Here is a 12,668-nt window from a genome sequence, read left to right as displayed (position 1 = left end):
AATGTTGGTGATTTAAATAAAACATTTAGGGAGTGGAGGGAACTTTGGAAGAGTTACTAGAAAAAGTCCTGCTTTATTTTAGAGATGACCCCGATGGTTTTTTCAATAACTTTGATGAGAATATTGCTGTAATATCCTCAGATAATAAAGATATTGACGGGTTAATTGAATATTCTGATCAAGATATAAAAGATTATTTAACGGCTAGTTATAGTGATAAAGAGCGAGAGAAATATTTAATGTTTTTGACACGTGTTAAGAATACTCTGTCAGTTGCTAAAATTGAAAATGAGACAAAAGGAGATAATACTGAGGGAGATGATCTATTATCGTCAATAAAAGAGTATTTTAATGAGTCAAATATTCCATTTGATGAACTTGAATTATCTTTAGAAAAAGATAGGTTAGTAATGAACATAAACTTTTCAGATGGTAGTAGATTCAAGGATAAAATCCAAGAACTAAATTCGTGGTCTACCGAAAATGTAATTGAAACTTTTTCTAATAAGTATAGAGTACCAGTTGTAAATATATCTTACATAGATAGTGTAAGTAAGTATATTGAGTTTATTTCAGGATTTGAAAATATTAATTATGTTTCAAGAGGGCAGAAAAATTGCCAATATGACTTGATACCATCTCTTCATAGATTATATAAATCAAGCTATAAGAGTCACTCTTCAATATATGAGTCTTTATTCAAACAAAAGGTAGCTTTCTATGATAGTTCCTTGGAAAATAAGGATGCTGAGGAATTACGCGCGTATGGCCAGCATTTTGGATTACCAACCAACTATTTAGATTTCACTGAAGCACACTTAATATCTTTGTTATTCGCAGTGGAGGATTATAGGTATACAGAAAACCATTCTATTGTTTATTTCGTCGATGCGCTAGCACATAATAAAGAAGCTATAAAAGATGAAATAAAATTAGTTGATTTCTCAGATAGAGAGCTGAAGGCGACAAAGGAGAAGAATTACTCTGATAAATCTTATTTTATCAAGGTTGGAAATTCGAGTGAGAGAATTCATTTCCAAAAGGGGTGTTTTCTAAAAGTTGAGCCGAATGACTCGCTAAGTAGTATGCTTCAAAATTATACAAAAGTTGCAATTATTGATCGGAATTCAAAGAAGACAATACTTACAGAACTGTTTAATTTAGGAATTACCTTCGAAAATATATATCCAGACAAAGATAACATGGTCAAAACAATTAAATTTATCAACGAAGAAATATGATAAGGAGGGGAACCGATTTTGGAAATCAAATATTCAAGGCCACTTGTTTCAGTCCAAGATGCTGTGAATTTTATAGATAAAGGCGAAAAATATATAAAAAGTGGGCTAGAAGGTCTGAATGATGCTGAACAACTGGAAGTACTACACGGAATTGTACTAAGCCCAGATTATCAAAGGCAGTATCGTTCAACACCTCAGGAAGAAATATCAATTATTGAATCTTTACTGCTTAATATTCCTATACCGGAAATATTCTTAGTAAGAACAAGTAACAAGGGAATTCAATTAAGACATGTAATGGATGGTCAACATAGACTAACTGCTATTTATCGATATATTAAGGATAAGTTCCCCTTGAAAAATTTAGAAATATTAGGTCCAGATTTAAGGTACAGCAATAGGAAATTTTCAGAATTAGATAGAGAAGATAAAATAAAAATTCTAGGTAGCCATTTGTCAATATTAGAATTTCTTCCTTTTGAAGATGATGATATAGAAATTGAATTATTTAAGAGATATAACAGAAATACAAAACCTCTAGAGAAACATGAAATTGCAATGGCTACTTATTACTCTAAAACCAGTCAGTATATCGGTAATTTCATAAATAGGATTACGGACGAGAAAGAAACTTCTGCTAAATATGAAAGACTAATAAAAGTTTATAATATTACCCCGGATAGAAAGAACAAACAAAAAAATCACCAAGAAATGTGTATTATAATCAGTATCCTTGATGAAGGTCCAGATTTTAAAGCTAAGGATGGGGTAGAAGCTTCTACCAATCTCCTGAGAAGAAAAGCTGATTTATTCAAAGCGGATGAAGATGAGAGACTAGATTTTTTGAAAACTGAATTTGATAATTTTAACGAGTTTATTCTTAAATTATCGGATAATATGGATTACCCTTTTTCAAGCAGTATATATAAAGAATTTGATAAGAGATTAGCTAAGTTTCATGTTGGAGTTTCGATGATTTTAGCAATCTTATTTTATTTTTTTGAGATTGATTTAGAAGATCCATTGTTGCTAAACGAAATTAGGAGTATTTTAGCAGATTCGCCTTTAGGTGATGTTGAGTATAATGCATCTAGTACAAACACAAGAAATATTATGAATTACCTAAGTGTTAAAAATAATGTTTTTGAACAGCAATATAGCTCACTTAGTTTAAAAAGAGATAGACTTTATAGAATTGAACAACAGCTCAGAATTTTTTGAAGTTTGGTTTAACAAATAAAACAAGGCACTCAACACTGAGTGCCTTTTCGCTTACTGGATGATACGGTGAACCGTATCATCCAGTAAGCGAAATTTATTAAGAGAAACCTGTTGAATCTTAATAATCAGTTAAATAATAGGTTTTCAAATGGTGAATGACAAGTAATAACCAAGTAAATATAATGATTTCATGGGCATCCGATAGGGTGCCTTTATTGTTTGTTAACTCGGTTACCTCTAAGAATTTAATATGATGAATTGAGTGGAAGTATGTCGAAAGAAGAGTTAATTTATATACAATTGTAATAGGCATTCTGTATAATAGGAATATGATGGAAATTTAGGAAGATGGGTTGTGGGTACCTTGTCACGAAGCGCCGACTATACTATACAAGGTTTTATTTATCAGTTTAATAAAACATTACTAGAAATATTAAATGATGAAGATGATTCATTAATTTCAATTGAAGGCATCATTGAGGATATAGAAATCGCCACTGCCCTCACAACAAGGGCAATACAGTGTAAATACCATGAGGAACAAGAGAAGTTCACCCTAGGTAATGTGTACAAACCTATTCTTCAGATGATGGAACATTATTTTGATAACATTGACAAGGATATAGAGTATAAACTCTATGCGCATTTTCCAAATGAAAGTGAGGGTAGTAATTTTGAGATAAATGAGGAACATATAAAGACAATACTTCAATCACGCGATCAGAGGTTTCAGAGAATTATTAATAAAATAAATGGAAATGTTGATATTCCAGGTTTTCTTAAACGCTTTACTTTGGAATTTGGTGCTTCTCTGCAGGTAATTATTGAACGTATCACTATGTCTCTGGAGAGAAACGGTCTACCAAGGGATGACATAGATACTTTATTTTACCCTAATGCCATCCAGATGATTGCAGACCTGAGTATACTTCATGAGGCTCAACAGAGGATAATCAAGAAATCCTCAATGTTAGAGGATCTACAGCAAATTAGGAAAACTGCAATTACAAGATGGACAAGATCATTGAGAACATTGGATAGAATTTTGACATTCAGAAGAAAACAGTTGAAAACTAATCTTGATAAGAACTCTAGGTTGCGATACTTATTTTTATCCCAACAATCTATCAATAATTTCAATGATGAAATAGTAAATTTCATATCTGATTTTGTGAATAAGTACCATTTTAAAGAGGTGCACGATAAAACGCCACTAATTTGTATAGATTGTTCACAGGAAGTTTTTAAAGAGATACGAGTAAGGTTACATAAAAAGAATATTAGATATAATGATGGATTAGTGACTGACGAATACTTTGATAAGAATAAATTTCTGACAGGACCTGTAAGATCCAAAATAGGGAAACAATTTTATTCTGAGTTTCAAGTACGACTTCTACGATATGATGAGAATGAAATCGGAATATTAAATCAAATAAAATCTGATGATTTCTTCTTATTTACAGATACTGTACCCGATTTAGATTTTCAAGATGTAAACGTGGAGCATATAAATCTAAACGAAATCAATCAAATTAAATTTGTTATGGGAATGGTGGACACTTATGAGTAATGTAATTGGTAAAGTATTGTCTAGTTCTCCTGATAGTATTGTTGTGACAATACAAAATTTAAAGGCCCTTGAAGATAACAAGGACAAATTACAAATTGGACAATATTTAAAAATAGCAGATGGAAACAGCAATTACATTGTGAGCGTGATAAATAATATTAAAGCGATGGATTATAGTATTGAGGATGACATTAAACTAATAATTGAAACGCAACCAATAGGCAGTATAATTGAGGATGGTTTCCGCAGGGGAACTAAAAATTTACCTGTTCCAACAGAACCCGTATATGTATTAGATGCTGGAATGCTTGATCGTATTTTTGGAGCAGGTGCAGAATATAATTTTCCTATGGGTGTTCTGTCTCAGAATGAGAACATTCAAGTAAAAGTAAATGGTGACAAGTTTTTTGGGAAACATATTGCTATTGTAGGCTCTACTGGCGCAGGTAAATCATGTACAGTAGCAAAAATACTACAAGGAGCTGTGGGTATTAATAATTCATTAAATATTTATTCAGAGGAACAAAAGAATTCTCATATTATAATTTTCGATATTCACTCTGAATATTCCGCTGCTTTTACACTAGCGCAAGAGCAGAAATTCACATTAAATAATCTTTCCGTGGATAAAATGAAACTACCTTATTGGCTAATGAATTCTGAGGAGTTGGAATCATTATTTATAGAGAGCAATGAAAATAATTCCCACAATCAGATCTCAATGTTTAAAAATGCCGTTATCTTTAACAAGGAGAAACATAATCCTACAATTAACGATATTACATATGATACGCCTGTCTATTTTGATATTAAAGAAGTATTTAATTATATCGAAAATATGAACAGAGAAGTGATTAGTAAGCTTGAAACTGAAAATTGCCCAAAATTAGCAGACAATACGTTGGTGAGAAATCGAAAACAACTCTACTTTGATGATGTATATGAATTTGTGCCACAATCTACAGCCGCTGCAACTAAAGCTTCTAACGGTCCATTTCATGGTGAGTTTAATCGATTTTTGTCCAGATTAGAAACGAAACTTACCGATAAAAGGTTGAATTTTTTATTGAATCCAACCAAAGAAGATGGTGGATTATATTCGACTAATGACTTTGAAGAACTAATGAAGCAGTTTTTAGGATATCTAAATAAAGCAAATGTCACAATAGTTGATCTTAGTGGAGTGCCCTTCGAAGTTCTGAGTATAACAGTTAGTTTGGTTGCAAGATTAGTATTTGATTTTAGCTTCCATTATTCAAAAATACAACATGATAGAGAGTTACTTAATGATATCCCGGTAATGATTGTTTGCGAAGAAGCTCATAATTATATTCCACGTAACGGTGGCGCAGAATACAATTCATCAAAAAAATCTATTGAGAGAATTGCCAAAGAAGGGAGAAAATATGGGCTAAGTTTAATGGTTGTAAGTCAAAGGCCTTCTGAAGTATCGGAAACAATACTAGCGCAGTGCAATAATTTTGTTTCACTTCGTTTAACAAATCCAAATGATCAAAATTTTGTGAAAAACCTCATGCCAGATAGTACAAAAAATCTTGGGGAAATACTCCCGAACCTTGGGCAGGGTGAGTGCATAGTCGTAGGTGATTCAATAATAATGCCTACTGTTATAAAGATGGAGAAACCGATACCGGAACCGAAATCGCAAAGTGTCCCATTCATTCAAGAATGGGAGCAGCCTTGGAAACAGGTAACCTTTTCAGATATTATTAAACGTTGGAGAAAAGAAGAAGGACTATTAGAAACAGTAATTATAAGTTAGGGATGCGGATGCATCTCGTTTATCTAGTCTATTAATCCCAAGCAACTCATAATATTCTTGAATTCTTCTTTTCATTTGATCTAATCTACCCTGAATACAAAGAGTTCTTTCAGTCGGTAGTTGAGGCTTGGAAGCTAGGAGCTTGAGTAAATTATTATTTAGCAAATTCAATTCCAATGGGACTAGCCTTTAGGACTGGTGGTGACTGTGCAGTCACACACCGTTCGAATATTCGCTGATAGGGTGATACGGTGAACCGTATCATAAATAGCGGTAAGTTTCTGTTGTACAGTATTACGTTTCAAGGGAGCAGTCAATGAACAAAACAGATCGTTTGTTGGCCATCGTGCTGGAGCTGCAATACAGGCAAGTGGTACGTGCCGAAGATTTGGCGGCACGATTTGAAACCAGTGTGAGGACCATCTATCGCGACATTCAGGCGCTCAGCGAAGCAGGCCTTCCGATTACAGGCACTACAGGCACAGGGTATTCCTTAATGGAGGGATTATTTCTACCTCCGATCAGTTTTACAATAGAGGAAGCTGTGATCTTGCTTATAGGAACAGAATTTATCGAGCAACGATTTGATGACAGGGAGCATTTTGACTTAAGGGAATATACACCTTTAGATGATCGCCACTTGCGAGTATGCCTTCGATTTAACCATGACATCGCAGATAAGGTGAAGGAATCGAACTATCATTACGTAGAGGATATGAAAGAGCATCAAGATGGATTGGATGTGGTCTTACGTGTTCGCCAGCTGGATGAATTGCTCAATGGGTGCTTGGTCGGGGAGCGGGCGTAACAGTGTTGGAACCCGAATCATTCCGAAATCGAACTCATGAGGAAGCCAAAGAATTCTAGTACGCTACTGACATAACGTTGTCAGTAGCGTTTTTTTATAATTGGACATGTAAATGTAAAGGAGATAGATAAGGAAAAAGTTTGTTTTACAACGGCTGTGGGACACAGTCAAACCTATTATTAGGAAGGATGATATCTTGTGAATTTCGCTTCTGTACGCATCATTACTGACGACGTGGATCGTCTCATCGAGTTCTATGAGAAAGTCATGGGGGTTTCGGCGGAGCGACCCGCGCCCGTATTTGCCGAACTCGCCTTGCCATCATGCACCCTTGCCATCGGCCACTCCCAGACGACGCAGCTATTCGGCACCGATTCTGTAGTGGGCGCCAATAATCGCACGGTCATTATTGAGTTCCGGGTCGACGATGTCGAAGCCGAATATGTGCGCTTGAAGCCACTTGTCGATCATTGGGTAAAGGAACCGACCATGATGCCGTGGGGAAACCGTTCTATGCTGTTCCGCGATCCCGATGGCAACCTACTTAACCTCTTCGAGCCGGTGACCGAGGATGCGATTAAACGGTTTAGAGGTAGACATTGACGGGCAGTAAGGCTGGCCTTCAAACTTGCCGTAACAGGCAACGCGGTAAGCCGTAAGTATAAGTAACGGCGGAAATTGGATGCAAATCGGTAACCGAGAAGTGGTAGGAGATTCAATTTCAAAACGGGGCTCAGCTTGTTTTAGCCTGCTGAGCCCCGTCTGAAATCGAATGCTTTTGGGTAGTATCTTATTTTGAAGGCTGAATGAAGCCAATCAGTTCATTCAATTCGGACTGTAATTGCAGATGGAGTTTCTTCACGATCGAAAAATCGGTGGCCGCAACATAATAGGCCTTAATTTGAGAATCGATGGCTTCGGCTTCCGCCAGATAGGAGGTGGCCTCTTTCATTTTTGCCGAATAGCGTGCTTTGATACCGGCAATTTCGTCAGCATGGGCTTCATCGGTACCAGGAGCTATAGTCCGTATATACATATCTAGGATCTCATCCCCGTCCCGATCCGGAAAGTATTCATGCGGAGCAGTACTGTCGAAGATAGCTGTTCGCAGCTCCGGGAATATCAGCATATCCAGACTGTTCGGATCAAAGCCGCAATGAAACACTTGAACGTCGATTCCTTTCTGTTCGGCAGCGGAGGCAAGCTTTTTCAGCAGCGTCGATTTGCCGGATCCCGCCCTTCCTTTGATGAAAATCCGTCTTTCCAGCTGAGCGGTCAAGCTTTGAATAAAATCGAATGCCCCCCTCGGAGTCGCAGCTCCGAAAAATAAGTGACGCGAAGCGGTTGGCGTATCGCTTTCATGACCGGCGTATAATTCTTGAATCAAATCCTGCGCAATCTGGTCGGCCTTCGCGAAATCCATATTTTCGATATAATATTTTTCCCACTCGTCATGAATCCGCAATGCCGTTGCGAACGTTTCATACGCATTTGAGTAGGCACTCTCAAGCTTGCCTCTAAGATCTTCTATCGTGATGAAGTCTTCCGATGAAATAAGGCTGTTATCAAACGCTTCCTCGAAATGGATAAAGGCGATTTCCCTAGCCCCGCTATCCGATATCCCCTTACAGACTCGCCCGTCGACAATACCCACCTTCAATTCCGTAAAAATGATGCCATCCAGTTCGTCGGGACGGAGAGGGGAGTGGAAGCACTGCACATGCAAGCCTTGATCAAGCAGGCTATCCGCCAAGCTTTGCATGACCGTCGATTTCCCCGTGCCTTGGGGCCCCGTAAGGACAAATATCTTGTTCAGCCCACCAAATGCGGATGTATACAAGAAATGAGCCCCGCGCGCAGTGTTGCCGTGGGCAAAATAGTGAGATGATTGTAGTACCAACCTACACACTCCTTTGTGCCTATTCCGATTTGCCAAGTTTACAGAATAAGCATGATTGGGATAAGTGCCTATATATTTGTATATTCCGTGTTGTAACAAGTGGTGTTCGTCCTCTCCCATGTTTTTCGTTATCTGTTGACCGGGCTACAGAAGGTAAAAATCAAACCTGCGATAAATGGGCAGATTTCACTTGCCCTGCGCAGGCTTTTCTGTTATTTTTGATAGTAACAAAATGTTATTAACAAAATGATACTAAGTATTGACTGAGTGGTTTCGCTCTATAAACCAGTGAAGAAAGCAGAGGGATGTATTGTGAAGATGGTTGCGCGCGGCTGGAACCTGTTCGAAATCGCTTGGTTGGCGCTGTTTACCTCGATTGCGGTGGGATTTACGGTGATGTCCAAGGATTCTTTATTCGGATTTACCGTTTTTATTACCGGGGTGCTATGCGTGGTGCTTGCGGCGAAGGGCAACCTGATGAGCTATGTTTTCGGCATGTACAATACCATCGGTTACGCTTATCTCGCCTATATTAACGGGTTGTTTGGAGAGGTTATGCTGAATCTGCTGTTCTTCGTTCCGATGAACGTCATTGGCTTCTACATGTGGAAAAATCACCGCCAAGACGGCAAGCTGATCATGCGCCAAATGGAGCTTAGAGGTCTGCTTCTCGTTGGGGCAGTCTGTGTATTAGGCTGTTTGCTGCTGGGATATGGGCTATCGTTCATCCCGGGACAGAACTCGCCTTACATCGATGCGACTACGACGGTGCTGTCCGTTGTGGCCACCTTTTTAATGGTCCGCAGATTCAAGGAACAATGGCTGGTCTATATTGTGTTGAATTTGTTTACGGTGCTGCTGTGGGCAATTCGATTGCTGGAGGGCAGCAGCGAAGGCATGCTGATGATCGTCATGTGGAGCGCGTATTTGGTCAATGCGGTATACGGGTATTACAATTGGAACAAAGGGGCCAAGGAGGTGGCGGCATGAAAACGCTCGGATTAACGCTGGGGAAGTTTGCCCCGCTGCATAAAGGCCATCAGTTCATGATCGAAACGGCGCTGCAAGAGGTCGATGAATTAATCGTGGTCATTTACGAGACGCCGGTCACTCCGATCCCGCTTCATATCCGGGCGAATTGGATACGGCGACTATACCCGGCAGTCCGGGTTATCGAAGCTTGGGACGGACCGGACGGGTATTCGGATGACCGAGAGCATGAGGTTCGGGAAGAACAGTATATACTCGGTTTATTGAACGGCGAGCAAGTCACGCATTTTTACTCGAGCGAGTTTTACGGCAGGCATATGAGTCTCGCTTTGGGCTCGGTCGACCGGCGGGTCGATGAAGCCCGAAAGCGGGTTCCGATCTCTGCAACCATGATCCGTTCCGACCCATATAAGTACAGGGAGTTCATAAGTGATATTGTGTACCGGGACTTAATCACGAAGGTGGTATTTGTTGGGGCGATGTCGACGGGGAAGTCGACGATCACCGAAGCGCTGGCAAGACGGTATAACACGACCTACGCGAGCGAATACGGACGCGATTACTGGACCGAGCATCAGGTGGACCGCAGAATCGGCCTAGAGGCGTTCGATGAAATCGCAGTGGGTCATATCGAGCGTGAAGAGCAGGCTTTGCTTGCGGCGAATCGATTCCTGTTCGTTGATACCAATGCGATTACGACATATATGTTCGCCTTGGATTACCACGGCCGGGCCCCGGAGCTATTGACCCGAATTGCTCTGGAGAACGCGCAGCGCTACGATCTGTTCTTCTTGTGCGACGATGATATTCCTTACGACGATACGTGGGATCGAAGCGGGGATCAGAAGCGGCATGTTTTTCATAAACAGATCATCGCGGATTTGAAGGAGCGGCGCATTCCCTACATTACGCTGCGGGGGAGCCTGGAGGAGCGTATGCGCAAGGTAGACGAGGTGCTGGCGAAGTTCGAGCCCTACCGGAACTACTTCGGGGAGCTGAACGGTTAGAATTCGATGCAGGCAGGGAGTAAAATGAACCCATAACCACAGCTCATTAGAATCAAAAAACAAGGAGGCGCACCCATTGGATTTGTTGGATCGGAACGGACTTACGGAACGCGAATTTTTGGAGCAGTACCGGGCAGGAGATTACGAGCGGCCTTCGGTGGCAGCCGATATGGTGATCTTCACGGTTACGGATGAGGAAGCTGACAGCTATCGGAAATTACCGGAAAAGGAGCTCCGCATCCTGCTCATCCGCCGGGGAGGTCACCCCTTCCTGGGGAAATGGGCGCTGCCTGGCGGCTTTGTCCAGCCGAGCGAGACGACTGAGCAGGCAGCTGCAAGGGAATTGCGTGAGGAAACCAGCGTGGACGACGTTTATTTGGAGCAGTTGTATACGTTCAGCGATATCGGGCGAGATCCCCGAACCTGGGTGATGAGCTGCAGCTACATGGCTCTGATCAACAGCGACAAGTTGGAGCTTAGAGCGGGAGACGATGCGGCCGACGCCTCTTGGTTCAAGGTCTCCTATCGGCTGCTGCGGGAGCAGAAAGAGTTGATGGAGGACGGATACGTCAAGACGCTGGAGTATGAACTCAAGCTAAGCGGTGAAGAGGAGCTTTCGGCGGTCGTGGCCAGAACGTTGACAGTGAAGACGACATCGACTAGCACGGAGTATAAGATCGTATCGAATGACGGATTGGCCTTCGACCATGCGAAGATTATAGCGTGCGCGATCGAGCGGCTGCGGGGAAAAGTGAATTATACCGATATTGCGCTGCACTTAATGCCAAAGCTTTTTACCTTGACGGAACTGCAGCAGGTTTATGAGGTTATTATGGATAAAGAGCTATTGAAGGCGGCCTTCCGGCGCAAGGTGGCCGATCTCGTGGCGGAGACCGATCATTACACCGAAAATGCGGGACATCGGCCATCCCGGTTGTATCGGAGAAAACTGGAGGATTAACGGATGATTTACAATCTCGATGAGCTAAGAAAAGCTTATAACGAAGGAAAAACGTTCAAATATGTATTCTTTTGGGGCCATACGCCGCCTAAGGACGGGAGCGTCGACAAAAGCTGCTTCAGCCAGTGGTGGATGTGCCCGTTCACGGTAGAGGGGACGGAGTATTCCTGTGCCGAGCAGTTTATGATGGCCGAGAAGGCAAGGCTGTTCGGCGACAACGAAATGCTGGAGTCGATCCTTACGGCTAAGCATCCCAAGGAGATGAAGGCTTATGGGCGCGCGGTCCGAAACTTTGACAAGGATACTTGGGACAAGGAATGCTACGGCATCGTCAAAAGAGCCAGCTTGGCCAAGTTTTCGCAGAATCCGGAGCTAGGCGATTATCTCAAGTCGACGAAGAACCGCATCCTCGTCGAAGCCAGCCCGCGGGACCGTATATGGGGGATCGGCATGGGCCAGTCCAATCCGGATGCGGAGAATCCCGTGAAATGGCGGGGCCGAAACCTGCTGGGGTTCGCGCTGACCGAAGCGCGGGACGAGTTGCTGCAGAGTGAGTAAGACATCGTGATGGAGTAGTGAAAGGGCGCTCTCCGTAAGATACATATTATTCTGGAGATAAAGGAGCCGTGGTATGCTTAAACGGGTGTTAGGCAAAGAGGAAGATATGATTCGGGCGTTCGCAAAAGAGATTGTTGACTCCATCGCAGATGGACGATATGAGGAAATTGCCCGAAACGTTGATGATATGCAGAATTGGGACATTGAGCTGTTAAAAGAGGTCATCGAGAGTTTTAAGGAAGATAATGAGTTCGAACAGATCGATAGGTTTGATGTAGAATGCACCTTTAGGCCTGTTTATAAAGATGGCAGTGTTTATCAACAAGAATCTTTCTATCACTTTAACGATGGAAGCGGAATTGCTTACGAATATGCATTGACGACCGATGGCGAACCTAATGATTTGACTTTGAGCGTTGAGTTTCACGTTGAAGGTGACTATTTGAAAGTCATTTTTGAGAGTGGGATTACTGTACTTTAATAATATCGTATTTAAGAACAACAAGGTACCAAATACGGCTACGAATATGCACAGCTATTTGTTGGCTGATGCATCCTGCTGCTTGCAGGATTGTTCCTGATCTGAAGAAAAAGGCATAAGGATAAAGGTTATTGAAGCAGGCCAT

11 protein-coding genes and 1 pseudogene are annotated in these 12,668 nt (G+C 41.3%); 11 read left to right on the top strand and 1 reads right to left on the bottom strand.

Annotation, left to right across the window (positions count from 1 at the left end):
- The first annotated feature begins 44 nt into the window (after positions 1 to 44).
- The 6 genes and pseudogenes from GYMC10_RS31190 to GYMC10_RS31165 all read left to right on the top strand — a co-directional run bounded on the left by GYMC10_RS31190 (position 45) and on the right by GYMC10_RS31165 (position 7,229).
- On the top strand, positions 45 to 1,241 hold the full coding sequence (locus GYMC10_RS31190; protein ID WP_015738087.1) for an FRG domain-containing protein: 1,197 nt from the start codon (positions 45 to 47) through the stop codon (positions 1,239 to 1,241).
- An 18-nt stretch (positions 1,242 to 1,259) separates the two neighbouring features.
- Entirely contained in the window at positions 1,260 to 2,462 is a 1,203-nt protein-coding gene (locus GYMC10_RS31185; RefSeq protein WP_015738086.1) for a DUF262 domain-containing protein, read from the top strand.
- A gap of 355 nt (positions 2,463 to 2,817) precedes the next feature.
- A complete protein-coding gene (locus tag GYMC10_RS31180) occupies positions 2,818 to 4,035 on the top strand; it encodes a hypothetical protein (protein WP_015738085.1) in 1,218 nt (405 codons plus the stop codon).
- Positions 4,028 to 5,818, top strand: a complete 1,791-nt coding sequence (locus tag GYMC10_RS31175) for an ATP-binding protein (RefSeq protein WP_015738084.1) — start codon at positions 4,028 to 4,030, stop codon at positions 5,816 to 5,818. The genes GYMC10_RS31180 and GYMC10_RS31175 overlap by 8 nt, the downstream gene beginning before the upstream one ends.
- Positions 5,819 to 6,134: 316 nt before the next feature.
- A pseudogene (locus GYMC10_RS31170) lies at positions 6,135 to 6,685 on the top strand (helix-turn-helix transcriptional regulator).
- 139 nt (positions 6,686 to 6,824) lie between these two features.
- Complete coding sequence (locus tag GYMC10_RS31165; RefSeq protein WP_015738082.1) at positions 6,825 to 7,229, top strand: VOC family protein; 405 nt, start codon at positions 6,825 to 6,827, stop codon at positions 7,227 to 7,229.
- Between the two features lie 187 nt (positions 7,230 to 7,416).
- Here the strand turns inward: GYMC10_RS31165 and GYMC10_RS31160 are convergent, their stop codons facing one another.
- Positions 7,417 to 8,526 (bottom strand): PRK06851 family protein, encoded by a 1,110-nt coding sequence (locus GYMC10_RS31160; RefSeq protein WP_015738081.1) that lies wholly within the window; start codon positions 8,524 to 8,526, stop codon positions 7,417 to 7,419.
- Positions 8,527 to 8,844: 318 nt separating this feature from the next.
- On the opposite strand from GYMC10_RS31160, the gene pnuC reads away from it, so the two are divergent.
- From pnuC to GYMC10_RS31135, 5 genes are all read left to right on the top strand, one after another.
- Positions 8,845 to 9,516, top strand: coding sequence for a nicotinamide riboside transporter PnuC (gene pnuC / locus GYMC10_RS31155; RefSeq protein WP_251502092.1), 672 nt, complete (start codon positions 8,845 to 8,847; stop codon positions 9,514 to 9,516).
- On the top strand, positions 9,513 to 10,523 hold the full coding sequence (locus tag GYMC10_RS31150; protein ID WP_015738079.1) for an AAA family ATPase: 1,011 nt from the start codon (positions 9,513 to 9,515) through the stop codon (positions 10,521 to 10,523). Before pnuC ends, GYMC10_RS31150 begins: the two co-directional genes overlap by 4 nt.
- 76 nt (positions 10,524 to 10,599) lie before the next feature.
- Positions 10,600 to 11,484: an NUDIX hydrolase gene (locus tag GYMC10_RS31145; RefSeq protein ID WP_015738078.1), complete on the top strand. Its 885-nt coding sequence runs from the start codon at positions 10,600 to 10,602 to the stop codon at positions 11,482 to 11,484.
- A gap of 3 nt (positions 11,485 to 11,487) precedes the next feature.
- Positions 11,488 to 12,042: an NADAR family protein gene (locus GYMC10_RS31140; protein ID WP_015738077.1), complete on the top strand. Its 555-nt coding sequence runs from the start codon at positions 11,488 to 11,490 to the stop codon at positions 12,040 to 12,042.
- Positions 12,043 to 12,115: 73 nt separating this feature from the next.
- The gene (locus tag GYMC10_RS31135; RefSeq protein ID WP_015738076.1) at positions 12,116 to 12,523 is read left to right on the top strand and encodes a hypothetical protein; all 408 of its coding nucleotides are present in this window, start codon (positions 12,116 to 12,118) and stop codon (positions 12,521 to 12,523) included.
- Positions 12,524 to 12,668 lie beyond the last annotated feature (145 nt).

Origin of the sequence: Paenibacillus sp. Y412MC10 (genome assembly GCF_000024685.1) — a bacterium.
Lineage (GTDB): Bacteria > Bacillota > Bacilli > Paenibacillales > Paenibacillaceae > Paenibacillus_AQ > Paenibacillus_AQ lautus_A.
This window is presented reverse-complemented; position numbering and strand designations above follow the sequence as displayed.

Excerpts from the sequence above, each read along its gene's own strand:
- GYMC10_RS31175 (WP_015738084.1), top strand. The coding sequence starts at position 4,028 with ATGAGTAATGTAATTGGTAAAGTATTGTCTAGTTCTCCTGATAGTATT.
- pnuC (WP_251502092.1), top strand. The coding sequence starts at position 8,845 with ATGGTTGCGCGCGGCTGGAACCTGTTCGAAATCGCTTGGTTGGCGCTG.
- GYMC10_RS31150 (WP_015738079.1), top strand. The coding sequence starts at position 9,513 with ATGAAAACGCTCGGATTAACGCTGGGGAAGTTTGCCCCGCTGCATAAA.
- GYMC10_RS31140 (WP_015738077.1), top strand. The coding sequence starts at position 11,488 with ATGATTTACAATCTCGATGAGCTAAGAAAAGCTTATAACGAAGGAAAA.
- GYMC10_RS31135 (WP_015738076.1), top strand. The coding sequence starts at position 12,116 with ATGCTTAAACGGGTGTTAGGCAAAGAGGAAGATATGATTCGGGCGTTC.